Origin of the sequence: Pseudomonas sp. SG20056, assembly GCF_031764535.1 — a bacterium.
GTDB lineage: Bacteria > Pseudomonadota > Gammaproteobacteria > Pseudomonadales > Pseudomonadaceae > Aquipseudomonas.
The window spans coordinates 3219273-3242521 of sequence record NZ_CP134499.1; the positions used below are offsets into that span (position 1 = coordinate 3219273).

General features: G+C 59.5%; 24 protein-coding genes. 7 read left to right on the plus strand and 17 right to left on the minus strand.

Annotation, left to right across the window (positions count from 1 at the left end):
* Nucleotides 1–11: 11 nt before the first annotated feature.
* The 3 genes from RHP75_RS15325 to xerD all read right to left on the minus strand — a co-directional run bounded on the left by RHP75_RS15325 (nt 12) and on the right by xerD (nt 3143).
* On the minus strand, nt 12–1316 hold the full coding sequence (locus RHP75_RS15325; RefSeq protein ID WP_311088946.1) for a homoserine dehydrogenase: 1305 nt from the start codon (nt 1314–1316) through the stop codon (nt 12–14).
* A 112-nt stretch (nt 1317–1428) separates the two neighbouring features.
* Complete coding sequence (gene dsbC, locus RHP75_RS15330) at nt 1429–2154, minus strand: bifunctional protein-disulfide isomerase/oxidoreductase DsbC (protein ID WP_311088948.1); 726 nt, start codon at nt 2152–2154, stop codon at nt 1429–1431.
* A 92-nt stretch (nt 2155–2246) separates the two neighbouring features.
* A complete protein-coding gene (gene xerD, locus RHP75_RS15335) occupies nt 2247–3143 on the minus strand; it encodes a site-specific tyrosine recombinase XerD (protein ID WP_311088949.1) in 897 nt (298 codons plus the stop codon).
* Nucleotides 3144–3227: 84 nt separating this feature from the next.
* Here xerD and RHP75_RS15340 point away from each other — a divergent pair, with 84 nt between their 5' ends.
* Entirely contained in the window at nt 3228–5051 is a 1824-nt protein-coding gene (locus tag RHP75_RS15340) for a sodium:proton antiporter (RefSeq protein ID WP_311088950.1), read from the plus strand.
* Nucleotides 5052–5148: 97 nt separating this feature from the next.
* Entirely contained in the window at nt 5149–5823 is a 675-nt protein-coding gene (locus RHP75_RS15345) for a hypothetical protein (protein WP_311088951.1), read from the plus strand.
* 73 nt (nt 5824–5896) lie between these two features.
* Here RHP75_RS15345 and rplS read toward each other — a convergent pair whose 3' ends face one another.
* The 5 genes from rplS to ffh all read right to left on the minus strand — a co-directional run bounded on the left by rplS (nt 5897) and on the right by ffh (nt 9464).
* A complete protein-coding gene (rplS, locus tag RHP75_RS15350; RefSeq protein ID WP_311088952.1) occupies nt 5897–6247 on the minus strand; it encodes a 50S ribosomal protein L19 in 351 nt (116 codons plus the stop codon).
* Nucleotides 6248–6287: 40 nt separating this feature from the next.
* On the minus strand, nt 6288–7040 hold the full coding sequence (gene trmD / locus RHP75_RS15355) for a tRNA (guanosine(37)-N1)-methyltransferase TrmD (protein ID WP_311088953.1): 753 nt from the start codon (nt 7038–7040) through the stop codon (nt 6288–6290).
* A gap of 5 nt (nt 7041–7045) precedes the next feature.
* A complete protein-coding gene (gene rimM, locus RHP75_RS15360; RefSeq protein WP_311088954.1) occupies nt 7046–7582 on the minus strand; it encodes a ribosome maturation factor RimM in 537 nt (178 codons plus the stop codon).
* Nucleotides 7583–7587: 5 nt separating this feature from the next.
* Entirely contained in the window at nt 7588–7839 is a 252-nt protein-coding gene (gene rpsP, locus RHP75_RS15365) for a 30S ribosomal protein S16 (RefSeq protein ID WP_090239277.1), read from the minus strand.
* Nucleotides 7840–8090: 251 nt separating this feature from the next.
* Nucleotides 8091–9464 carry a signal recognition particle protein gene (gene ffh, locus RHP75_RS15370; RefSeq protein ID WP_311088955.1) on the minus strand — a complete coding sequence of 458 codons (1374 nt, stop codon included), beginning with the start codon at nt 9462–9464 and terminating at the stop codon, nt 8091–8093.
* A 156-nt stretch (nt 9465–9620) separates the two neighbouring features.
* On the opposite strand from ffh, the gene RHP75_RS15375 reads away from it, so the two are divergent.
* Both RHP75_RS15375 and RHP75_RS15380 read left to right on the plus strand, forming a co-directional pair.
* Nucleotides 9621–10421: a cytochrome c biogenesis protein CcsA gene (locus RHP75_RS15375; protein WP_311088956.1), complete on the plus strand. Its 801-nt coding sequence runs from the start codon at nt 9621–9623 to the stop codon at nt 10419–10421.
* Nucleotides 10422–10431: 10 nt separating this feature from the next.
* Nucleotides 10432–11721, plus strand: a complete 1290-nt coding sequence (locus RHP75_RS15380) for an HlyC/CorC family transporter (protein ID WP_167141995.1) — start codon at nt 10432–10434, stop codon at nt 11719–11721.
* Here RHP75_RS15380 and RHP75_RS15385 read toward each other — a convergent pair.
* The 5 genes from RHP75_RS15385 to RHP75_RS15405 are packed head-to-tail and all read right to left on the minus strand — an operon-like array spanning nt 11687 to nt 14972.
* Complete coding sequence (locus RHP75_RS15385) at nt 11687–12427, minus strand: SGNH/GDSL hydrolase family protein (protein ID WP_311088957.1); 741 nt, start codon at nt 12425–12427, stop codon at nt 11687–11689. The genes RHP75_RS15380 and RHP75_RS15385 overlap by 35 nt on opposite strands.
* The gene (purT, locus tag RHP75_RS15390; protein WP_311088958.1) at nt 12424–13605 is read right to left on the minus strand and encodes a formate-dependent phosphoribosylglycinamide formyltransferase; all 1182 of its coding nucleotides are present in this window, start codon (nt 13603–13605) and stop codon (nt 12424–12426) included. Before purT ends, RHP75_RS15385 begins: the two co-directional genes overlap by 4 nt.
* 27 nt (nt 13606–13632) lie before the next feature.
* A complete protein-coding gene (locus tag RHP75_RS15395; RefSeq protein ID WP_282875231.1) occupies nt 13633–13824 on the minus strand; it encodes a DUF1289 domain-containing protein in 192 nt (63 codons plus the stop codon).
* Nucleotides 13824–14348: a gamma carbonic anhydrase family protein gene (locus tag RHP75_RS15400; RefSeq protein ID WP_311088959.1), complete on the minus strand. Its 525-nt coding sequence runs from the start codon at nt 14346–14348 to the stop codon at nt 13824–13826. Before RHP75_RS15400 ends, RHP75_RS15395 begins: the two co-directional genes overlap by 1 nt.
* A gap of 18 nt (nt 14349–14366) precedes the next feature.
* Complete coding sequence (locus tag RHP75_RS15405) at nt 14367–14972, minus strand: CoA pyrophosphatase (protein ID WP_311088960.1); 606 nt, start codon at nt 14970–14972, stop codon at nt 14367–14369.
* A gap of 173 nt (nt 14973–15145) precedes the next feature.
* Between RHP75_RS15405 and RHP75_RS15410 the strand changes: the two genes are divergently transcribed.
* The gene (locus tag RHP75_RS15410) at nt 15146–15703 is read left to right on the plus strand and encodes an NUDIX hydrolase (protein WP_311088961.1); all 558 of its coding nucleotides are present in this window, start codon (nt 15146–15148) and stop codon (nt 15701–15703) included.
* Between the two features lie 15 nt (nt 15704–15718).
* Nucleotides 15719–16222 carry a L,D-transpeptidase family protein gene (locus RHP75_RS15415; protein WP_311088962.1) on the plus strand — a complete coding sequence of 168 codons (504 nt, stop codon included), beginning with the start codon at nt 15719–15721 and terminating at the stop codon, nt 16220–16222.
* A gap of 45 nt (nt 16223–16267) precedes the next feature.
* On the opposite strand, the gene RHP75_RS15420 is transcribed toward RHP75_RS15415, so the two are convergent.
* The 3 genes from RHP75_RS15420 to purL form a co-directional block, all read right to left on the minus strand.
* Complete coding sequence (locus tag RHP75_RS15420; RefSeq protein ID WP_311088963.1) at nt 16268–16585, minus strand: YqfO family protein; 318 nt, start codon at nt 16583–16585, stop codon at nt 16268–16270.
* A 157-nt stretch (nt 16586–16742) separates the two neighbouring features.
* Complete coding sequence (locus RHP75_RS15425; RefSeq protein WP_311088964.1) at nt 16743–17018, minus strand: CDGSH iron-sulfur domain-containing protein; 276 nt, start codon at nt 17016–17018, stop codon at nt 16743–16745.
* A gap of 12 nt (nt 17019–17030) precedes the next feature.
* Nucleotides 17031–20927 carry a phosphoribosylformylglycinamidine synthase gene (gene purL, locus RHP75_RS15430; protein WP_311088965.1) on the minus strand — a complete coding sequence of 1299 codons (3897 nt, stop codon included), beginning with the start codon at nt 20925–20927 and terminating at the stop codon, nt 17031–17033.
* Between the two features lie 164 nt (nt 20928–21091).
* Between purL and mltF the strand changes: the two genes are divergently transcribed.
* Nucleotides 21092–22552 (plus strand): membrane-bound lytic murein transglycosylase MltF, encoded by a 1461-nt coding sequence (gene mltF / locus RHP75_RS15435; protein WP_311088966.1) that lies wholly within the window; start codon nt 21092–21094, stop codon nt 22550–22552.
* Nucleotides 22553–22775: 223 nt separating this feature from the next.
* Here the strand turns inward: mltF and tadA are convergent, their stop codons facing one another.
* Nucleotides 22776–23213, minus strand: coding sequence for a tRNA adenosine(34) deaminase TadA (gene tadA, locus RHP75_RS15440; RefSeq protein WP_311091957.1), 438 nt, complete (start codon nt 23211–23213; stop codon nt 22776–22778).
* Nucleotides 23214–23249 lie beyond the last annotated feature (36 nt).

The window sequence follows — 23249 nt, forward strand, 5'->3', positions numbered from 1 at the left end:
CCAAAAGCGGATTAGTTCAGCTGCTCGACGCGGATACGCACAACGCTGCCAACCACATCAGTCAAGGCTTCAAGGGCGCTGATCGCCTCATTGATTTGTGCCTCTAGCACGCGATGGGTGACCAGGATCATCGGCACCAGACCGTCCTGCTCCTCGACTTCCTTCTGCATGATCGACTCGATATTGATCCCGCGTGCCGACAGGATGCTCGCCACCTGGGCCAGCACACCAGGATGATCCTTGGCCTGAATACGCAGGTAATAAGCGCTCTCACAAGCCTCAATCGGCAGAATCGGGTGATCGGACAGCGAGTCGGGCTGGAAGGCCAAGTGCGGCACGCGGTTGGTCGGATCAGCGGTCAGCGCACGGACTACGTCAACCAGATCAGCGATAACCGAAGACGCAGTCGGTTCCATGCCGGCACCAGCGCCGTAGAACAGTGTGCTGCCGGCGGCATCGCCATTGACCATAACAGCGTTCATCACGCCATTGACGTTGGCGATCAGACGATCCGCCGGGATCAATGTCGGGTGTACGCGCAGTTCGATACCGGCATCAGTGCGACGGGCCACACCGAGATGCTTGATGCGATAACCCAGCGCTTCGGCGTAGTTGACGTCGGCAGTGGTCAGCTTGGTGATGCCTTCGGTGTAGGCCTTGTCGAACTGCAGCGGGATACCAAAGGCGATGGAAGCCAGGATGGTCAGCTTGTGTGCAGCATCGATGCCTTCAACGTCGAAGGTCGGATCAACTTCGGCATACCCCAGCGCTTGCGCCTCAGCCAGCACGTCGTCAAAGGTGCGACCCTTCTCGCGCATTTCGCTGAGGATAAAGTTGCCAGTACCGTTGATGATGCCGGCCAGCCAGTTGATACGGTTGGCTGCCAGGCCTTCGCGAATCGCCTTGATCACCGGGATACCGCCCGCAACAGCGGCTTCAAAAGCGACGATCACGCCTTTTTCACGGGCCTTGGCAAAGATTTCATTGCCGTGCACAGCGATCAGCGCCTTGTTGGCGGTAACCACGTGCTTGCCGTTTTCGATGGCTTTGAGCACCAGGTCCTTGGCCAAGGCATAACCGCCGATCAGCTCGATAACAATGTCGATCTCGGGGTTGTTCACCAGCTCAAACACATCGTTGGTGATGCTAATACCGGTCGTGTCGTACTGCGGCTTGGGCGAGCGAATGGCAATTTGGGCAACTTCAATACCGCGCCCTGCGCGCCGGGTAATTTCCTCGGCATTTCGCTTGAGTACATTCAACGTACCGCCACCGACGGTACCCAGCCCACAGATGCCTACTTTCACCGGTTTCACACTGAACTCCCCATCTGCACTGCGTAAAACGGCCGGAGCAAGCCCCGGCCGTAGAAAAGAGCCGCACCATACGAAGCGGCTGTTTATTAGTCAATCAGGCGCATGCCTCAGATCATTTGGATTCCAGGGCAATTTTCGCCAGCTGCGGAGCGGGTTGATAGCCGGGAATGATCTTGCCATTGGCCAGAACGATGGCCGGCGTACCGCTGACCCCGATCATCTGACCCAGTGCGTACTGCTTGGCAACCGGACTGTCGCACTGTGCATCGGCCACACCCTGGCGGGCTTTCGCGCGGTTCATCGCATCCTGCTGGTCCTTGGCGCACCAGACATTCGACAACTCTTTGGCCGCCGCGCTTTCCAGCCCCTGACGCGGGAATGCCAGGTAACGCACCTCGACACCCAGACGATTCAGCTCAGGCACTTCGCTGTGCAGCTTCTGGCAATAGCCGCAATCGGTATCGGTAAATACGGTGATATGGGTCTTCGGCTGCTTGGGTGCAAACACCACCATTTCCGAAGCTGGAATAGCATCCAGCAACTTGACCACGCCACGGCCTTCAGCCGCCTCTGTGAGATTCACCGGCTTGCCGTCCTTGACCTGAAACAGGTAGCCCTGCAATAGGAACTGGCCATCAGCACTGGTGTACAGCTGTCGACCACCGGCCAACTCAACCTGATAAACACCCGGCATCGGACTTTCGGCAATCGCCTCAATCGGCAGAGCCGGATCAATAGCTTTGAGAGTATTGCGGATGGCCTGATCGGCATCGGCGGCAACACCCACGCTGCTGACCAACCCCAAAGCCAACGCGACAACAATGCGGTTAAAACGCATACAAACTCCCGACAGAAGATGACTTAACAAAGGATGACGCAGCCTACCATATAAGCCCACAGAGGCCGACCACCGCAGGCTGGACGGCGCACTCAGCCGCGCGGGTGGTGCCGCGCATGCAGCTCCTGCAGCCGCGCGCGTGCGACGTGGGTGTAGATTTGCGTGGTCGACAGATCACTGTGCCCCAGCAGCATCTGCACCACGCGCAGATCAGCGCCATGGTTGAGCAAATGGGTGGCGAAAGCATGGCGCAGGGTGTGCGGTGACAGACTCTTGGCAATACCCGCCGCCTTGGCCTGGTGCTTGATGCGGTACCAAAACGTCTGGCGGGTCATCTGCTCGCCACGCAGGCTCGGGAACAGCACATCGCTGGGCTTGCCATCCAACAGAAACGGCCGCGCTTCCTTGCTGTAGCGCTCAATCCAGGCGATCGCCTCTTCACCCAACGGCACCAGGCGCTCCTTGCTGCCTTTGCCAAACACCCGCAGCACGCCCTGACGCAGATTGACCTGCTCCAACGTCAGGCCAATCAACTCGCTCACACGCAAGCCACAGGCATAGAGCACCTCCAGCATCGCGCGGTCGCGCAAACCAATCGGATCATCCAACTCAGGAGCGGCCAGCAAAGCCTCGACATCGGCCTCCGACAACGACTTGGGCAGCGGCCGCCCTAGTTGCGGCAAATCCACCTGCAGCGTCGGGTCACGACTGATTAACTGTTCACGCAAGAGAAACCGGTAGAAACCGCGCAAGCCCGAGAGCAAGCGCGCCGTAGAGCGCGCCTTATAACCTTCATTCAGGCGCCAGGCCAGATGATCAAGAATCAACTCACGCCCCGCGTCGGCCAGTTGCACATCACGCACCTGCAACCAACCATTAAATAGCGCCAAATCACTGCGATAGGCGGCGCGCGTGTGCGCCGACAGCCCTTTCTCCAACCACAGGGCTTCCATGAAACGGTCAATCAGCGGATGGTCGATGGCGGGCATGCGGAACTATGGCGGCAGGTTAAAGCACGCTAGTCTTTCACAGCCTGGCCATGCAGGGCCAGGGCTAACCCACAAGGACCCTTGATGAACGAACAACACATCCTTCTGGCCTTTGCCGCCATCGGCGCAAGCGCCCTCGCCTGCCAGTGGCTAGCCTGGCGCTTACGCTTGCCCGCCATCTTATTTTTGCTGATAGCCGGGATACTTGCGGGGCCGGTGCTGGGTTGGCTTAACCCTCACGCCCTGTTCGGCAGCCTTTTATTCCCACTGGTCTCAATGGCCGTGGCACTGATTCTGTTTGAAGGCAGCTTAACCCTTCATTTATCAGAGTGGCGTGAGATTGGCAGCGTGGTCAGGCGCATGGTGACGGTGGGCGCGCTGGCCACCTGGGCAGTCATTGCTGCAAGTACGCATTACTTGCTTGGCTTCGAGTGGGACATGGCACTGCTGTTCGGCACCCTGACACTGGTCACCGGCCCCACTGTCATCGTGCCCATGCTGCGTGTTGTCCGCCCGAAAGCCTCCATCGCCAACATCCTGCGCTGGGAAGGCATCGTTATCGACCCGATTGGCGCGCTACTCGCGGTTGTCGTGTACAGCTTTATTATCGCCAGCAATGAAGGTAATGGCTGGAACAGCGGCCTGACGACCTTCGCTGGCGTGATCGCCTGCGGCAGCGTATTCGGGATCGCCAGCGGCTGGGCACTGGGCCAGGTATTAAAGCGCCAATGGCTGCCGGACTACCTGCATAACCTTGCGGTATTGGCCACCGTGCTGGGGGCTTTTATTGCCGCTAACGCAGCCATGCATGAGTCCGGCCTACTCGCCGTGACACTGATGGGCATGTGGCTGGCGAATATGAAGGGCGTCGACGTTCGGCATATTCTGCACTTCAAGGAAAACCTCAGCGTGCTGTTGATTTCTGGCCTGTTCATTCTGCTGGCCGCGCGCCTCGACCTGAGCGCCCTACTCGCTCTCGGCCCGGCAGTATTGATACTGCTGGCCATCATCCAGTTTGTCGCACGCCCACTCAACGTGGCACTGTCCACCTTTGGCTCCAGCCTGAACTGGCGCGAACGAGCACTGCTGGCCTGGATATCTCCGCGCGGCATCGTGGCTGCGGCCGTTTCAGCCATTTTTGCCATCCGCCTTGGCGAATTAGGCTATGAAGGCGCCCAACTGCTCGTGCCGCTCACCTTCGCCGTTATTATCGGCACCGTGGTATTGCAGAGCGCTACTGCACGCCCGCTCGCCAAATTTCTGAACGTGGCAGAACCGGCCCCACGTGGTTTTCTTATCGTAGGGGCCAACCCGGTAGCGCGAGCACTCGGCACGGCACTGCAAGATCTCGGCAACCGTGTACTGCTGTGCGACTCCAGCTGGGAAAACATCAGTGCCGCCCGTATGCAAAAACTACCAACTTACTTTGGCAACCCCACTTCACAGGACGCTGAAGCCCACTTGGATCTAGTAGGTCTCGGCCACCTACTTGCGCTATCGCCTTCCAGTGAACTGAACGCACTGGCATGCATGCACTTTCGCCACGACTTTGCCGCAAATCGCCGCTTTACCCTACCCAGCGGCACTGAAAGCCGACGCAGCGACAAACATCGCAGCCGCGACGCCGTGCGCGGTCGCCCCCTTGGCAGCCAGGAACTGAGCTTCCCGCAGTTTGCCAGCCTCTTAAGCAAAGGTGCAGAGGTACGCACTACGACACTGACCAACACCTTTGACTGGCCGGCCTACCAGAATCTACATGGCGACAACGCTGTGATCCTGCTTGCTTGCGACCCTGGCGGCTGGATACACGTTGCAACCCGACCGCTTGAAGTTTTGCCGGGCCCGGACTGGATCCTGGTAGCCCTGATTAATGATCCGCAGGCCCCATCCAGCAGCGGCAAGAACTAAGAGCAACAATCTCGTCACCCTATCCTTGGATGGGTGACAGATATCAATTTGCAGCCCATGATTGCACCACGCCACTACAGCACAACGGTGCCTAAGCATGCCCAGCCAACAGCATTCACGTCTTGGTCAGATTCTGATCAACAAAGGACTGATTAACCGCGGCCAGCTGGATGCTGCCATTCAACTGCAACTCACCAACCATAAACGCCTCGGTGAGACGCTGATCGAACAAGGCTGGCTAACCGAACGCCAGCTGAAAAAGGCTCTCAGCAAGCAGAGCAACCTGCGCCTGGCTGCCACACTGGTCGCCGCTCTGCTCAGCCCCTTCCAGATTGCCAGTGCCGATGCGCCGCGCAATCTGCCCAGCGCCATCAGCCAGGAGCAAACACCGAGCGGATTGCGCCCTCTGACGGATATGGAAATGAGCAATGTCAGCGCACAGGGCCTGGACGATGTGCTGCAAGGTCTGTTTCTCCAGGCCGGCAGCGGCGACGGCCTAGGCACTGTTGGCCAGCTGAGCAAATTGGTGATGCCGGTTCTCAGCAGCCTTGAGGCGGAAACCTCTATGAAGGATGTGCAGTACGACACCAGCAAACTGACCTCGGTGATCAATGCCGACGGCTCGGTCAATGTGCGCCTGCCCAGTTCGATTGGCGAGCTGCGCTTCGACAATATCCGCGTCGCTGGAGCCCCCCAGGGCCAGAGCATGGGCAGCCTGAGCCTGCATGACATCGACCTGTCACAAGCCTCGCTGAAAATCAGCCTGCACTAGCCACGCTTGATAATCGGAACGTAGAAACGAAAAAAGCAGCCCGAAGGCTGCTTTTTTATTGGAAAACCGAGACTTAACCCAGTTTTTCCTTGATGCGTGCTGCCTTACCGGACAGGTCACGCAGGTAGTACAGCTTGGCTTTACGTACGTCACCGCGACGCTTAACGGCCAGGCTGTCAACCAGCGGGCTGTAGGTCTGGAAAGTACGCTCAACGCCAACACCGTTGGAGATCTTACGAACAGTGAAAGCACTGTTCAGACCACGGTTACGCTTGGCGATCACCACGCCTTCGAACGCCTGCAGACGCTGACGGTCGCCTTCTTTCACTTTAACCTGGACAACAACAGTGTCGCCTGGCGCGAAAGTCGGGATTTCTTTGCTCATCTGCTCAGCTTCGAGCTGCTGAATAATCTTGTTGGTCATGCTGCGCTCCTAAGACAGGCCTCGGCCGGTCATCGATACATTAACTATCGTCCCGCTGGCGGACGTATTCCTCCAGCAGCTTTTTCTCTTCTCCAGAAAGCGAGCGGCTTTCCAGAAGATCGGCGCGTCGTTCGTAGGTCCGACCAAGGGACTGCTGCAAACGCCAGCGCCGGATGTGTTCGTGGTTGCCACTAAGCAACACGTCGGGAACACGTTTATCCGCATACACCTCCGGGCGGGTGTAGTGCGGGCAGTCGAGCAGACCATCCGTAAAGGAGTCCTCCTCGGCCGAATCTGCATGACCCAATGCACCAGGCAAAAGGCGCGTTACCGCGTCGATCAGCACCATGGCCGGCAGCTCACCGCCAGACAGGACGTAATCCCCAATCGACCATTCTTCATCGACATGCGCTTCAATAAAGCGCTCATCAATGCCTTCGTAGCGGCCGGCAATCAGGATTAACGCATCCTCATTGGCCAGTTCGCGTACTGCTGACTGCGTCAGCTGGCGACCTTGCGGCGACAGGTAAATCACCTTGGCCGCACCACCTGCAGCTTGCTTCGCGTCAAGCAAAGCATCTTCAAGCGGCTTGATCTTCATCACCATGCCGGGGCCACCGCCAAAGGGCCGATCATCCACGGTGTGATGACGGTCTGTGGTGTAGCTGCGCGGATTCCAACAGGACAGTTGCAACAAGCCCTGCTTCACCGCTCGGCTGGTAATGCCGTAATCGCTGATAGCGGCAAACATTTCCGGGAATAGCGTAATGACTTCAACGCGCAGATTAGGCATCAGGCTTAGAAGTCCGCATCCCAGTCGACCCGCATTTCGCCAGCACTCAGATCAATCGACAACACGCATTGCTCGGTATAGGGCAACAGGCGCTCACGACCATCCAGGCTGTCGGTGCAGGGTTTAACTACCATCACATCGTTGGCACCGGTTTCTAACAAGTGATCAACCTTGCCGAGCAATTGCCCTGCCTGATCAATAACCTTGAGACCTTCCAACTGGTACCAGTAGTACTCACCATCAGCCAACTCAGGGAACAGACTGCGCGGCACACAGATCTCATAACCAGCGAGAAGACGTGCTTCTTCACGGTCATCAAGACCCTTGAGCTTCGCGACCAGGAACTTATCGCTCCCACGTCCGCTGACCAGCTCTACCTGTTTGACACTGCCTTCGCGCCTAAGCGTCCAGGTCTTGTACTGCAACAGGTTTGCAACAGGATCCGTAAAGGAATACACCTTCACTTCACCGCGAACGCCATGTACAGAGTAGATCTTGCCGATAACGATCAAATCATCGGTAGAAGCAGGCGTCGCGCTCATATTGCTTAGGCCGCAGCCTTAGCAGCGTCCTTCAACAACTGAGCAACACGATCAGAAGGCTGTGCACCAACGCTCAGCCAATGGGCCAGGCGGTCTTGCTTCACGGACAGGCGAACTTCCTGGCCACGAGCGATCGGGTTGAAGAAACCGATTTCTTCTTTATGCGAACCGTCGCGTGGGTTACGGCTGTCGGTCACGTTGATTTTGTAGAACGGGCGCTTTTTGGAGCCGCCAAGGGCAAGACGAATCGTTAGCATGTGAACATAGTTCCTGTAGTCGGTGCTGCAAATCTAAATGCACGGCGGGCATGGGTGCCCGAAAGGCCGCATATTCTAAGGAATATGCGGATTTTTGCAAATGGCTTTTTCAGGCGCATAGGGCTGTGCGATCAATATCTGCTTGAAGGCCGCTGTGCAACCCGGCCAATCAGCTTCCGCAGAAGGCGGGTTTGCTGAAAATCCCCGCATTCTGCGGGGTCTGCGCCGACATCACTGCCGACGCAAATTCCTTACATCTTCGGCATGCCACCCGGCATCATCCCGCCCATGCCACGCATCATCTTGGCCATGCCGCCCTTGGCGGTGAATTTCTTCATCATCTTCTGCATCTGCTTGTGCTGCTTGATCAGACGACCGATGTCCTGCACCTGGGTGCCGGAACCCATGGCAATGCGGCGCTTGCGCGAGCCACTGATCACGTCAGGATCGCGGCGCTCCTGAGGCGTCATTGAGTTGATGATCGCTTCCATCTGCTTGAACTGTTTCTCGGCAGCGCCTTGGGCATTGCCCATCTGCGCCAGATTGACGCCGCCCATCTGTGGCAGCTTGTCCATTAGGCCGCCGAGACCGCCCATGTTCTTCATCTGTTGCAGCTGGTCACGGAAGTCTTCGAGATCGAAGCCCTTGCCCTTCTTAAGCTTTTTGGTGAGCTTCTCGGCCTTCTCGCGATCCAGGGTCTGCTCGGCCTGCTCAATCAGACTGAGTACATCGCCCATACCGAGAATGCGCGAGGCAATCCGATCCGGGTGGAAAGGCTCAAGCGCCTCAGTCTTCTCACCCATACCGATAAACTTGATCGGCTTGCCGGTAATCGCACGCACCGACAACGCCGCACCGCCGCGCGCATCACCGTCGACCTTGGTCAGCACCACGCCCGTCAGCGGCAGCGCATCATTAAAGGCTTTGGCGGTGTTGGCGGCGTCCTGACCGGTCATGGCGTCGACCACGAACAGGGTTTCCACCGGTTTGATCGCCGCGTGCAGCGCCTGGATCTCCGCCATCATTTCGGCATCGATAGCCAGACGACCGGCGGTATCGACAATCACCACATCAATAAACTTGAGCTTGGCTTCCTTGATCGCCGCTTCAGCAATATCCACCGGCTTCTGACTGAGATCGGAGGGGAAGAAGGTCACGCCAATATCATTGGCCAGGGTTTCCAGCTGCTTGATCGCCGCAGGACGGTAAACGTCGGCAGACACCACCATCACGGTCTTTTTCTTGCGCTCCTTAAGGAAGCGCGCCAGCTTGCCGACGGTGGTGGTCTTACCCGCCCCCTGCAGACCGGCCATCAGCACCACGGCAGGCGGCACGGCATTCAGCGCGAGGTCTTCGTTGGCTGCGCCCATCAGCTCTTCGAGTTCGGCGCGAACGATCTTCACGAACGCCTGGCCCGGCGTCAGGCTCTTCGACACCTCGGTGCCGACCGCGCGATCCTTGACCTTATTAACGAAGTCCTTGACCACCGGCAAGGCGACGTCAGCCTCAAGCAAGGCCATGCGCACTTCACGCAAGGTGTCCTTGATGTTGTCTTCGCTCAGCTTGGCTTTGCCAGTGACATTTCGCAGGGTCTGCGAGAGGCGGTCAGTCAGATTTTCGAACATGCGCGTTCCTTTCAGGCTCTATCGAGCCGAGGGTGGGCTTGCAACAGGTCGCGGATTATAGCGAAGACTGCGAGGCACCGACACCGCCAGACGCTTTCGTGGCAGACGGGTTGTATGCCACACTGGCCGCCTTTCGGGTTTGCCTGACAAGGATTTATGCACCCTCTGCTACCCAGCCTCGCCGCTGCCTGCCTTTATGCCGGAGCCGCACTCTATCAAGGCCTGCGCCTGCAACAGCGCAGCACATCCAACAAGCGCCTGCTGGTTGCGCTCGGCACACTGGCCTTGCTGCTGCACGGTGGCAGCCTGTTTCTGCAGATGTTCGATGCCAGCGGCCTGTCGCTGGACTTCTTCAAAGCTGCCAGCCTGATTGCCGCCGCCGTTATTCTGCTGACGCTGCTGGCCTGCATGCGCATCCCGGTGGAAAATCTGCTGTTACTGCTATTTCCCCTGGGATTTATCACGGTGCTGCTCGCCCAATTTATGCCCAGCGGCACCACCCAGTCTATTGATGAAGCACCCGGTATTCTGGCGCACATCCTGCTGTCGATTACCGCCTACGGCATGCTGACCATTGCCGTGTTCCAGTCGCTACTGCTGCTGTTGCAGGACTATCAGCTCAAACACAAGCACCCGTCCGGGCTGATCAAGAACTTTCCCCCCCTGCAAACCATGGAAAGCCTGCTATTCGGTTTTCTCTGGGCCGGCTGGGCGTTGCTGTCGCTCTCACTGCTGTCTGGCGCGCTGTTTATCAGCGACCTGTTTGCCCAGCACCTGGCGCATAAAACCATCCTCTCGTGCTTTGCCTGGGTGGTTTTTGCCGTGCTGTTGTGGGGCCGCCACCAACTCGGCTGGCGCGGCCACAAAGCCATTCGCTGGACCCTGGCAGGCTTCTGCCTGCTGATGCTGGCCTACTTCGGCAGCAAGCTGGTTCGCGAATTTATTCTGCATATCTGAGACCCCTTCCGTGGACGACCTTCACTCCGGCTACCTGCTTGGGCTGCTGATTTTTCTGATTCTGTGCTCGGCCTTCTTCTCCAGTTCGGAGACCGGGATGCTCAGCCTCAACCGCTATCGCCTCAAGCACATGGCCAAGGAAGGGCATAAGGGCGCCAAGCGTGTCACCACCCTACTCAGCCGCCCAGACCGCCTGCTCGGCACCATTCTGGTCGGCAACAACGTGGTCAACATCCTCGCCGCCTCCATCGCCACCGTGCTGGCCGTGGATATCTGGGGCGAAGCCGGGATCGCCATTGCCACCGCGGGCCTGACCATCGTTGTGCTGATTTTCGGCGAAATAACCCCAAAGACCTTGGCCGCACTGCGCCCGGAACTGGTGGCCTTTCCCGCCAGCCGAGTACTGCTGCTGCTGCAACGCCTGCTTTACCCCGTTGTGTGGACCACCAGCACCATCAGCAACGTGCTGCTGCGCCTGCTCGGCATCGACCCGTCGCAACGCGCCAGCGACAGCCTGTCCACCGAAGAGCTGCGCAGCGTGGTGCGCGAGTCCGGCGCCGGTATGCCAAAGAACCGCCAGAACATGCTGCTTGGCATTCTTGACCTTGAGCGGGTGACGGTGGATGACATCATGATCCCGCGCAACGAAGTCACCGGCATCAACCTCGATGACGACCTCGAAAGCATCATCAGTCTGCTGACGAACACCACCCACACGCGCCTGCCTGTCTTTCGTACCGACATCAATCAGATCGAAGGCATCGTGCACATGCGCCAGATTGCCCGGCTGCTGACGCACAACGAGCTGAGTAAAGAGGCGCTACTGGCGGCCTGCAACGAGCCGTACTTCGTACCCGAAGGCACGCCGCTGTCGACTCAGCTGATCAATTTTCAGAAACAGAAACGCCGGATCGGTATCGTCGTCGACGAATACGGCGATGTGATCGGCATCGTTACCCTGGAAGACATCCTCGAAGAAATCGTCGGTGACTTCAGCAACCAAGACACCCTGCGCAGCCCGGATATCCACCCTCAGGAAGACGGCACCCAGGTAATCGATGGCGCAGCTTATATCCGCGAAATCAACAAAGCGCTGGACTGGCACCTACCCTGCGACGGTCCGAAAACCCTCAACGGCCTAGTTACCGAGGCGCTGGAAAGCATCCCCGACAGTGCCGTGTGCCTGAAGATCGGCCCTTATCGCCTGGAGATTCTGCAGTCGTCAGATAACCGGGTAAAAAGCGTGCGCGCCTGGCAAACCAAGCCTAAGGCGCACACCGAGCCGCCGGCACAAGGCTGACGGCCAGCCCCTGCGCCCACACGCGATAGCCTAGGTCTGACGGGTGATAACCATCACGCGCCAGGTACTCGGCGGAAAACTCCAGCGCAACCGCGTGATGCCCCGCTCCCAAGCGATCTGCCAACTGGCGCAAGCACACATCCAGCAAGCCTGCGCGCATCCCGAGTAAACGCCGCAGCAGCCAGGGCAAGGCGCTGAAATGCTGCAGCGGCGGCACACTGCTAAAGGCCACGCGAGCGCCGCGAGCAGCCAACGCCTCAGCCATACCGCCCAGCGCAGCCTCCCAACGCGGCAGTGAAGTCAGATGAGTGGTGTCATTGACGCCGAACACCAATAACGCCAGATCAAAGGGTTGATCCAGCACCTGCGGAAGCAACCGCTCATGGGCCTGCGCGGCGGTAATGCCGTTTTCGCCGCAAGCACGCCAGGCAACCGGATGGCCGCAACGCGCAGCCAGAGCAGTAGCCAGCTGCCCGACCAGCGCAGCGTCCAGCTCATCCACACCCACACCAACCACGGTCGATTCACCCAGCACCAGCAGGCGCAATGGCTCGCCCGGTAAATCCGCGCCTGCCACGCCGCTCAGTAACCCTGCGGCTGGCGGTAAACGCAGGGTGTTACGCCGCGTGCGCAGCGCCAGCGGCAAGGCAATCGGCGCCAACAGCGCCAACCCTAGCCACCAGGCATAAGCACGCAGCGCACTCACAGCGCGACCTTGACCGCCTGCGCCGCACGCGTGGCTTTGGCTCGCGCGGTTTCTAATGATTCATCACGCGCCAGCGCCACACCCATACGACGCTGGCCGCTGACTTCCGGCTTGCCGAACAGGCGCAGTGCGGTATCCGGCTCGGCCAGCGCCGCGCCAAGGTTGCCGAAACTTACCTGCTGCGACTCGCCCTCGACCAAGATCACCGCAGAAGCCGACGGCCCGAACTGACGAATCGCTGGAATCGGCAGCCCGAGAATTGCCCGCGCATGCAGGGCGAATTCGGACAAATCCTGGGAAATCAGGGTGACCAGGCCAGTGTCGTGCGGGCGCGGCGATATCTCGCAGAACCACACCTGATCCCCTTTGACGAACAGTTCCACACCAAACAGCCCACGCCCACCCAGCGAACCGGTAACCGCCAGCGCAATACGCTCGGCTTCGGCCTGAGCCTTGGCGCTCATCGGCTGCGGCTGCCAGGACTCCTGGTAGTCGCCCTTGACCTGACGATGGCCAACAGGCGCGCAGAAGGTGGTGCCACCACTGTGGCGCACGGTAAGCAAGGCGATTTCATAATCAAAATCGATAAAGCCCTCGACTATCACCCGACCCTTGCCGGCGCGGCCACCGGCCTGGGCGTAATCCCAGGCGGCCTGCAGATCATCCAGGCTTTTCAGCACTGATTGGCCTTTGCCGGAAGAGCTCATGATCGGTTTGATCAGACAGGGAAAACCGATGCTCTCGACTGCGGCGCGGCACTGCTCGAAGGAGTCGGCAAACTGATAAGGCGAGGTCGGCAGGCCCAGCTCCTCAGCGGCCAGGCGGCGGATACCTTCACGATTCATGGTCAGCTGCGCAGCGCGGGCGCTGGGGATTACGGTAAAGCCTTCATTTTCCAGCTCGACCAGGGTTGCGGTGGCGATAGCCTCGATTTCCGGAACGATATAGTGCGGTTGCTCCAGCTCGATCACCGCGCGCAGGGCTGCGCCATCGAGCATATTGATCACGTGGCTGCGATGCGCCACCTGCATGGCCGGCGCATTGGCGTAACGGTCAACGGCAATCACCTCGACACCAAGGCGTTGCAGCTCGATCACCACTTCCTTACCCAGCTCGCCAGAGCCACACAACAGCACACGGGTCGCACTCGGCGACAAAGGGGTTCCGATACGGGGCACGGTGAATCCTCAAACTAATCAAGAAAATTACAGCAGAATGCCTTTAGCCTTGGCCCGCTCATGACACTGAACCAATACCTCACGGCGCTCAGCGTTATCCATCAGGCTCCAGCGGGTGATTTCAGCGACCGTGCGCTGGCAGCCGATGCAGATGTCTTCATCGTCCAGCGCGCAGACATGCACGCAGGGCGAGGCGACCGGACGTTCCTGCGATTGCATCAATCGTCCTGCTCCTGCAGATCACGGGCATAGCGCTGGGCGTTGTGCACGTAATGGGCGGCGCTGGCTTCGAGCATCTTCTTCTGCGGCTCGGTCAGTTCGCGTACCACCTTGCCGGGCGAGCCCATGACCAGCGAACCATCGGGAATTTCCTTGCCTTCACCGATCAGGCTGTTGGCGCCGATGATGCAGTACTTGCCGATTTTCGCGCCATTAAGGATCACCGCATTGATGCCGATCAGGCTGTAATCGCCCACCGTGCAACCATGCAGCATGGCGTTGTGGCCGATGGTCACGCCAGTGCCGATAGTCAGTGGAAAGCCCATGTCGGTGTGCATCACGGTACCGTCCTGCACGTTGCTGTTCTCACCGATATGAATCAGCTCGTTATCACCGCGCAGCACTGCGTTGAACCACACGCTGGCACCCGGCTCCAGTTTGACCTTGCCGACAAGCGTGGCATTCGGGGCAACCCAGCTGTCGGCATGGGCCTCGACTTGGGACGAACCCAGGCGGTATTTCATGGATGCTTCCTCATAGGCTCAGGTGAGCTTGATAAAGTGCTCGGGCGGCTGATGCATATCGATATGCACATCATCGAACACTAGATTGACCAACTCGACCAGCATGATCGCCGTCAGCCCCCAGATTTTATATTCGCCATACCGGTAACTCGGCACATACCAGCTGCGCCCGAGATAATCGATACGGTGAGTGGTTTCCCGCGGGTCGTCGCGAAAGAACGCGAGCGGCACGGCAAATACGGCGGCAATCTCACCGTCGTTGGGCTTGTACTCGACAAAGTCCGGCACTAGACCGACATAAGGGGTGACCTGAATACCGTGGCGCGATACCAAAGTACTAAGCGGCCCTATAACCTCGACCAACCCAGGCGGCAAGCCGATTTCCTCTTCTGCCTCGCGCAAGGCGGTCTCGATCAAATCGGCATCTTCCGGATCACGCCGACCACCGGGAAACGCCACTTCACCACCATGGGTAGACAAACCGCTGGCGCGCAAGGTCAGCACCACTTCCGGCTCGTCGCTGCGGGTGATGGGCACCAGCACTGCGGCCTCAGGGTAACGCTTGTCAGTCTGCAGAATGTGCGGGCTATAGCCACGCATGCGATGGAGCAACTCGTCCAGCATGGGGATTCTCAGTCTTTTATTCTGCGTTCGATCATGGCACGAAAGCAGCGCACGGCCCAAGCCCTGCGCCAGCAACGGCAATCATTCAGGCGCTGGATAATTTGCCCTGCCAGGTTGCTTGCCGAGCAGCCGAAATGCGCGCCAAGATAGCCGATAGGTAGCGAGGGTCTGGCATGAAGTTCTGTAGCAACTGTGGCGGCGCGGTCAGCCATATCATCCCGCAGGGCGACAACCGCCTGCGCCACGTCTGCGCGCAGTGCCAGACCGTGCATTATCAAAATCCGCGAATCATCGCCGGCTGTCTGCCGGTATGGGGCGAACAGGTGCTGCTGTGCCGCCGCGCCATCGAGCCACGCCGTGGCTACTGGACCCTGCCAGCAGGCTTTATGGAGAACGGCGAAACCTTGGAACAGGCTGCCGCCCGCGAAACCCATGAGGAGGCCTGCGCACGGGTGCGCAGCCTGAATCTCTACACCCTGTTCGACCTGCCGCACATCAATCAGGTGTATATGCTGTTTCGCGCCGAGCTGGTCGACCTGGACTTTGCCCCTGGCGAAGAAAGCCTTGAGGTTCAGCTATTTCACGAACAGGACATCCCCTGGTCAGAGCTGGCTTTCCCGACCATCGGGCGTACCTTAGAATGCTACTTCGCAGACCGCCGCGAGCAGCACTACCCGGTCCGCAACGAGCCGCTTGAAGCCTTGCGCGCACATTACAAGAAAGCCTTTTGATTCACGGGAAATACGATGCGCTGGTTGTTCGCCCTACTCTGCCTGACCGTTACCCTGGCTGCCCCCGCCAGCACCACACCGACCCTTAATGGCAAAACCATCGACAAGGTGCTGGTGATCAAATCTGAACGCAAATTGCACCTGATCAGCCGTGGCGACACCCTCAAGTCCTATCGCATCTCTCTGGGCAAAAAGCCTAAAGGGGCCAAACAACGCGAGGGCGACCTGCGCACCCCGGAAGGTTTCTATTGGATCGACTGGCGCAAGACCAGCGACAAGTACAACCTGTCCATGCACATCTCTTATCCCAACGCCCGCGACCAGGCGCAGGCGCGCAAGAGTGGTGTATCGGCAGGCGGCATGATCATGATTCACGGCACGCCGCTGGATGAGGAATACCCGGAGTGGATGTTCCACACCCTGGACTGGACCGAAGGCTGCATCGCCATGCGCAACATTGATATGCGCGAGGTCTGGGCAGTGGTCAAGGACGGCACCCTGATCGAAATCAGACCCTGAACAGCAGACATAAAAAAGGCGCCTTCATGGCGCCTTTTTTATGAATTAGAACTGAATATCTGACAGCCGCCACACCTCAAAAGCCGGCGCTTCATAGGGATGCTGCTTCTTCATGGCCTTGACCGCGTCATGAATCAGCTCGTCAGCCACCACCATCTCGACTTTCCACTCCGCCACTTGCTCGACCTGCCCAGGCTGGCCAATAAATGGCTGACTGCCTTCCAGAGCGCGGAACTGCCCCTGTCCCAGGGTTTGCCAACAACACTGATCATACTGACCAATACGTCCGCCACCGGCATTGAATACCGCGCTCTTCACGGCATCCAGATGAGTTTCAGGCACATAAAAACACAGCTTGTACATCGAAGTCTCCGCCGGCAAGACTGATAAAAACAGTTCGGTAATGATGCCACACAATAATGGCATTTTGCCTTACCGGGTATTCGCGCAGCCCATCACACTTGCACCCTATGACCGAATAATCTGCTGTGTGTTCAACGTATTAGCTCAATCAGCCAAGTTATAAACCGCACCAGAAGCGCCGCCAACGGGCCACGAAACCGCTTACCGGCAGGTTATGGCTGCCATCACAGTAAGGTAGACGTTGCGAGCGCGCGCAACGGCAGAGCAGCAGAAATTGCTCTCGCTCAGGCTGCAGTTCAAGCGCATCAGGGCAGGCAGAAACACAATCAGGAAGCTGGGACGAACGCCCGCAGCGGCACAGCAGCAAGGTATCGCCAGGTTTGACCTGGCGCACCTCAGGCAGAATCGGCGCAGGCTTACTCGACATAAGCATGCGCCAATCGGATCAATCCACCCACACGCGGGCGTTGCGGAACATGCGCATCCAGCCGGCATCTTCCTGCCAATCATCCGGCTTCCAGGAGTTCTGCACAGCACGGAATACCCGCTCCGGGTGCGGCATCATGATGGTCACGCGGCCGTCGCGGCTGGTCAGACCGGTGATCCCACGCGGCGAACCGTTGGGGTTGGCCGGATAGGTTTCGGTGACCTTGCCGTGGTTGTCGATAAAGCGCATGGCCACGCAGCCGGACAGATCGGCTTCGAGCAGAGCTTCCTCGTTCTCGAACTCGGCATGACCTTCACCGTGGGCGATGGCGATTGGCATACGCGAACCAGCCATCCCTTGCAGGAAAATCGACGCCGACTCCTGCACTTGCACCATGGCTACGCGCGCCTCGAACTGCTCGGAGCGGTTGCGCACGAAGTGTGGCCAGAACTCGGTGCCAGGGATCAGCTCGTGCAGGTTGCTCATCATCTGGCAGCCGTTGCACACGCCAAGGGCGAAGCTGTCCTTGCGCTCGAAGAACGCCTGGAAACCATCACGGGCGCGGCTATTGAACAGGATCGACTTGGCCCAGCCTTCGCCAGCACCCAGTACGTCGCCGTAGGAGAAACCGCCGCAGGCGACCAGACCCTTGAATTCGTCCAGGCTGACGCGACCGCTGAGGATGTCGCTCATATGTACGTCGATTGCGTTGAAACCCGCGCGATCGAAGGCCGCAGCCATTTCCACCTGGCCGTTGACGCCCTGCTCACGCAGTACGGCGATCTGCGGGCGCACACCCTTACGGATATACGGCGCGCTGATGTCCTGATTGACGTCGAAGCTGAGCTTGGCCGACAACCCTGGATTTTCCTCGTCGAGGATGGTGTCGAACTCCTGCTCAGCGCACTGCACGTTGTCGCGCAGACGCTGAATCTGGTAGCTGGTTTGCGCCCACTGACGCTGCAGCAGGCGGCGCTGGCCGCCGAATACCGGCTGACCGTTGAAGCTGATCGCCACGTCGTCGCTGTTGACCGGCTGACCAATCACCGCCACGCAGTCGCCCAGACCGGCGGCGCTGAACTGTGCCAGCACTTCCGGGGTGGCGTCCTGATGCACCTGAATCACTGCACCCAGCTCTTCGTTGAACAGCACGGCGGCCAGCTCAGCGCTGTTATCGGCCAAGGCATCGAGGAACAGATTCAAGCCGCAGTGGCCAGCGAAAGCCATTTCCAGCGCAGTCACCATCAGGCCGCCGTCGGAACGGTCGTGGTAAGCGAGGATATGACCGTCAGCATTCAGACCCTGGATAACCGCGAAGAAGGCCTTGAGGTCTTCAGCGTCATCCACATCAGGCGCCTGGGTACCGAGCTTGCCGTAAACCTGAGTAAGGATCGAGGCACCCATACGGTTCTGGCCGCGGCCCAGATCGATCAGGATCAGGTCGGTTTCGCCCTTGTCCATGCGCAGTTGCGGGGTCAGGGTCTTGCGAATATCACTGACCGGAGCAAAGCCGGTTACCACCAGCGACAGCGGCGAGGTCACGCTCTTATCCGTGCCCTCGTCGCGCCATTGGGTTTTCATCGACATCGAGTCCTTGCCCACCGGGATGGTGATACCCAGTTCCGGGCACAGCTGCATGCCGACCGCTTTCACGGTGTCATACAGACGCGCGTCTTCGCCCGGGTGACCGGCAGCGGCCATCCAGTTGGCGGACAGTTTGATGTCGGAGAGCTTTTCGATGCGCGATGCGGCCAGGTTGGTCAGGGTCTCGCCAATCGCCATACGCCCGGACGCCGCAGCATCCAGCAGCGCCAGCGGGGTGCGCTCGCCCATGGCCATGGCTTCACCGGTGTAAACGTCGAAGCTGGTGGCGGTTACCGCGCAGTCAGCCACCGGCACCTGCCACGGGCCAACCATCTGGTCGCGGGCAACCAGACCGGTAATGGTGCGGTCACCGATGGTGATCAGGAAGCTCTTGCTGGCCACGGCCGGGTGATGCAGCACGCGGGTAACAGCTTCGTCGATGGCCAGGGTGCTGGCATCGAAATCATCGCCCAGCTCAGCTTCGCGTGCAGCCGAACGGTGCATGCGCGGCGGTTTGCCGAGCAGCACTTCCAGAGGCATGTCCACCGGGGTGTTGGCGAAATGGCTGTCAGTCACGGTCAAGTGGGCTTCTTCAGTGGCCTCACCAACCACGGCAAACGGGCAACGCTCGCGTTCACAGATCGCCTTGAACCGCTCGAAGTCGACGGCGCTGACGGCCAGTACGTAGCGCTCCTGGGACTCGTTGCTCCAGATCTCATGCGGGGCCATGCCCGGTTCGTCATTCGGCACGTTGCGCAGCTCGAAACGGCCGCCACGGCCACCGTCATTAACCAGCTCGGGGAAAGCGTTGGAAATACCACCCGCGCCAACGTCATGGATAAAGGCAATTGGGTTGTTGTCACCCAGCTGCCAGCAACGGTCGATAACCTCCTGGCAACGGCGCTCCATTTCCGGGTTCTCGCGCTGTACCGAGGCAAAATCCAGGTCAGCCGAGCTGGCACCGGTGGCGACCGACGAAGCGGCGCCGCCGCCAAGGCCGATCAGCATGGCTGGGCCGCCGAGCACGATCAGCTTGGCGCCCACGGTGATCTCGCCCTTCTGCACGTGATCTGCACGGATGTTGCCCATACCGCCAGCGAGCATGATCGGCTTGTGGTAACCACGCACTTCTTCACCGCGCGGGGTCTGGATCGCCTGCTCGAAGGTGCGGAAGTAGCCAGTGAGGGCAGGACGACCGAACTCGTTGTTGAACGCCGCGCCGCCCAGTGGGCCTTCAATCATGATGTCCAAGGCGGTAACGATGCGCTCAGGCTTGCCGTAAGGCACTTCCCAAGGCTGCTCGAAACCGGGGATGTTCAGGTTGGAGACGGTGAAACCGGTCAGGCCAGCCTTCGGCTTGGCACCACGGCCGGTGGCACCTTCGTCGCGAATCTCGCCACCAGAACCGGTGGACGCACCGGAAAACGGCGAGATGGCCGTCGGGTGGTTGTGGGTTTCCACCTTCATCAGGATATGCACGGGCTCCTGGGTCGCGCCGTACTGACGGGTCTCAGGGTCCGGGAAGAAACGCCCAGCGACGCTACCAACGATCACCGAGGCGTTGTCTTTATAAGCGGACAGCACGCCTTCGTTATGCATCTGGTAGGTGTTCTTGATCATGCCGAACAGGGATTTCTCTTGGCTCTCACCATCGATATCCCAGCTGGCATTGAAGATCTTGTGGCGGCAATGCTCGGAGTTGGCCTGGGCGAACATCATCAGTTCAATGTCATGAGGGTTGCGCCCCAGACCGTTGAAGCTGGTCACCAGGTAATCGATTTCGTCTTCGGCCAGGGCCAAGCCCAGCTCAACGTTGGCCTTCTCCAGCGCAGCGCGCCCACCACCGAGGATGTCCACGGCAGTCAGCGGCTTGGGCTGCGCATGGCTGAACAGCGCAGCGGCGCCTTCGAGGTTATCCAGCACCAGCTGGGTCATGCGGTCATGCAGCACGTCGGCAACCTGCTGCGCCTCGGTAGCATTCAACTCGCCGCTGACGTAGTACGCCAGGCCGCGCTCGATGCGCTGAATCTTCGCCAGGCCGCAGTTGCGAGCGATGTCGCTGGCCTTGCTCGACCAGGGCGAGATGGTGCCAAAGCGCGGAATGGTCAGGAACAGGCGGCCGCTTGGCTCCTGCACCGGCACACTCGGGCCGTATTTCAGCAAACGGGCCAATACCTGCTCTTCGTCGGCACTCAAAACGCCAGTAACCTCGGCGAAATGCGCGAACTCGGCATACAGGCCGGTGACCGCAGGAACCTTGCTGGTCAGTTGCTCAAGCAGTTTGCCGTGACGGAAAGCAGAAAGGGCGGGAGCGCCGCGCAGGATCAACATCGGGGACAGCCTCTGGGAAGGGGTGTACTTTGAGGCCGTGCATTCTAGCCTAAAGCGTTGCCAACGGCACCCGTGAAGGCGGGCCAAACGTGGCGACTGCGCTAGCAGAGAAGCAACCCGCTGTCGAGATATGGCGCGCCCCATGCTTTGCGTATACTGCGCCAATGTTTGCCCAATCTGCGTTCCGTGTGCGCTGCGCCTGCTGGCTGTCGGTGATCGGAATCCTCCTGCTGCTCGGCGGCTGTGCTGAAGAACCCAGCACACTCGAGCGCGTTCAGGCGGAGGGTGTACTGCGGGTGATCACCCGTAACAGCCCGGCCACCTACTTCCAGGACCGTAACGGCGAGACCGGCTTCGAATACGAGCTGGTGAAGCGCTTCGCCGACGATCTGGGTCTTGAGCTGAAAATCGAAACCGCCGACAACCTCGACGAGCTATTCGCCAGCCTGAACAAACCCAACGGCCCGGTACTGGCTGCCGCCGGTTTGGTAGAAAGCGACGGACGGCAGCAGCACGCACGCTTCTCCCTGCCTTACCTCGAAGTCACCCCTCAGGTGATTTATCGCAACGGCCAGCAACGCCCGACCCGCCCGGATGACCTGCTCGGCAAACGCATTCTGGTGCTCAAAGGCAGCAGCCATGCTGAACAGCTGGCCGCACTCAAGCTGCAATTACCGGAACTGGCTTACGAAGAGTCCGCAGCCGTTGAAGTGGTCGACCTGCTGCGCATGGTTGATGAAGGGCAGATCGACCTGACTCTTGTCGACTCCAACGAGCTGGCGATGAATCAGGTGTACTTCTCCAACGTGCGTGTGGCCTTTGACCTGGGCGATGCGCAAAACCTGGCCTGGGCCACCGCCCCCGGTGAAGACCGCAGCCTGCTCGACGAGATGAATGCCTTTATCGAGCGTGCCCATCAGAACGGCAGCCTGCAACGGTTGAAGGATCGCTACTACGGCCATGTCGATGTACTCGGCTATGTCGGCGCCTACACCTTCGCCAAGCACCTTCAGCAACGCCTGCCGCGCTACGAGAAATACTTTCGCGAAGCCGCCCAGGCCAATCAGGTCGACTGGCGCCTGCTCGCCGCCATGGGTTATCAGGAATCACTCTGGCAACCCACCGCCACCTCGAAAACCGGGGTACGCGGGCTGATGATGCTGACCTTGCGCACCGCTCAGGCCATGGGCGTATCGGACCGCCTGAACCCCAAACAGAGCATCGAAGGTGGCGCCAAATACATTGTCTATGTAAAGAATCAGCTGCCGGAGAGCATTCAGGAACCTGATCGCACCTGGTTCGCCCTAGCGTCCTACAACGTCGGTGGCGGCCATCTGGAAGATGCGCGCAAGCTCACCGAAGCCGAAGGCCTGGACCCGAATAAATGGCTGGATGTGCAGAAGATCCTGCCGCGTCTATCGCAGAAGCAGTGGTACAGCAAAACCCGTTATGGCTACGCCCGCGGCGGCGAGCCAGTGCATTTTGTGCGCAACATCCGCCGCTACTATGACATCCTCACCTGGGTGACACAGCCGCAGCTGGAAGGCTCGCAAATCGCCGAAAGCAATCAGCATGTGCCGGGGATCGACAAACGTCAGCCGAATGAGCAGACCCCGCCGCTTTAACAGAACCTGCTCAAAGGCTCGCGAGCTAGAGCTATGCAAGGCGCTACGTAGTAACAGCCTCCGGCTGGTCAAAGCGGCGAGGAAGCGGAGTGTACGAGCTGTACATGAGCATTACTCGTTTCACTCGCCCCTTCGGGGTCGCGCTGAAGCGCGTTAGCCGCAAGCGGCTTCCAGCCTGTTTTTAACGCAGCAGAGCCGACGCGCAGCAGACTTTGAGCAGGTTCTAGCGTTGCTCACGCCGCGCTTTGAAGAACGCACTCAGCACCGCACCGCACTCCTCCGCCAGTAAACCGCCCTCAATCAACACTCGGTGATTGAGAAATTCCTGACTGAAGAACTGTCCGCGACTCAACGCTACCCCAGCTTTAGGCTCGGTTGCGCCATACACCACGCGCTGCACTCGCGCATGCACGATCAGCCCGGCGCACATGCTGCACGGTTCCAAGGTGACATACAGGGTGCTGCCCGGCAGACGGTAGTTATCCACGACCTGGGCGGCGGCGCGAATCGCCACCATCTCGGCGTGAGCGCTGGGGTCATGGGTGGAGATCGGGCAGTTAAAACCGCGCCCTACAATCTGGCCATCCTGCACCAGCACTGCGCCAACCGGCACCTCACCCAAGGCAGCGCCTTCGGCGGCCAGCGCCAGCGCCTCGCGCATAAAGTGCTGATCCTGGCTGCGATCAATGATCAGGGG

Excerpts from the sequence above, each read along its gene's own strand:
- dsbC (WP_311088948.1), bottom strand. The coding sequence starts at position 2,154 with ATGCGTTTTAACCGCATTGTTGTCGCGTTGGCTTTGGGGTTGGTCAGC.
- xerD (WP_311088949.1), bottom strand. The coding sequence starts at position 3,143 with ATGCCCGCCATCGACCATCCGCTGATTGACCGTTTCATGGAAGCCCTG.
- RHP75_RS15340 (WP_311088950.1), top strand. The coding sequence starts at position 3,228 with ATGAACGAACAACACATCCTTCTGGCCTTTGCCGCCATCGGCGCAAGC.
- RHP75_RS15345 (WP_311088951.1), top strand. The coding sequence starts at position 5,149 with ATGCCCAGCCAACAGCATTCACGTCTTGGTCAGATTCTGATCAACAAA.
- rplS (WP_311088952.1), bottom strand. The coding sequence starts at position 6,247 with ATGACCAACAAGATTATTCAGCAGCTCGAAGCTGAGCAGATGAGCAAA.
- trmD (WP_311088953.1), bottom strand. The coding sequence starts at position 7,040 with ATGCCTAATCTGCGCGTTGAAGTCATTACGCTATTCCCGGAAATGTTT.
- rimM (WP_311088954.1), bottom strand. The coding sequence starts at position 7,582 with ATGAGCGCGACGCCTGCTTCTACCGATGATTTGATCGTTATCGGCAAG.
- rpsP (WP_090239277.1), bottom strand. The coding sequence starts at position 7,839 with ATGCTAACGATTCGTCTTGCCCTTGGCGGCTCCAAAAAGCGCCCGTTC.
- ffh (WP_311088955.1), bottom strand. The coding sequence starts at position 9,464 with ATGTTCGAAAATCTGACTGACCGCCTCTCGCAGACCCTGCGAAATGTC.
- RHP75_RS15375 (WP_311088956.1), top strand. The coding sequence starts at position 9,621 with ATGCACCCTCTGCTACCCAGCCTCGCCGCTGCCTGCCTTTATGCCGGA.
- RHP75_RS15395 (WP_282875231.1), bottom strand. The coding sequence starts at position 13,824 with ATGCAATCGCAGGAACGTCCGGTCGCCTCGCCCTGCGTGCATGTCTGC.
- RHP75_RS15400 (WP_311088959.1), bottom strand. The coding sequence starts at position 14,348 with ATGAAATACCGCCTGGGTTCGTCCCAAGTCGAGGCCCATGCCGACAGC.
- RHP75_RS15405 (WP_311088960.1), bottom strand. The coding sequence starts at position 14,972 with ATGCTGGACGAGTTGCTCCATCGCATGCGTGGCTATAGCCCGCACATT.
- RHP75_RS15410 (WP_311088961.1), top strand. The coding sequence starts at position 15,146 with ATGAAGTTCTGTAGCAACTGTGGCGGCGCGGTCAGCCATATCATCCCG.
- RHP75_RS15415 (WP_311088962.1), top strand. The coding sequence starts at position 15,719 with ATGCGCTGGTTGTTCGCCCTACTCTGCCTGACCGTTACCCTGGCTGCC.
- RHP75_RS15420 (WP_311088963.1), bottom strand. The coding sequence starts at position 16,585 with ATGTACAAGCTGTGTTTTTATGTGCCTGAAACTCATCTGGATGCCGTG.
- RHP75_RS15425 (WP_311088964.1), bottom strand. The coding sequence starts at position 17,018 with ATGCTTATGTCGAGTAAGCCTGCGCCGATTCTGCCTGAGGTGCGCCAG.
- purL (WP_311088965.1), bottom strand. The coding sequence starts at position 20,927 with ATGTTGATCCTGCGCGGCGCTCCCGCCCTTTCTGCTTTCCGTCACGGC.
- mltF (WP_311088966.1), top strand. The coding sequence starts at position 21,092 with ATGTTTGCCCAATCTGCGTTCCGTGTGCGCTGCGCCTGCTGGCTGTCG.
- tadA (WP_311091957.1), bottom strand. The coding sequence starts at position 23,213 with ATGCGCGAGGCGCTGGCGCTGGCCGCCGAAGGCGCTGCCTTGGGTGAG.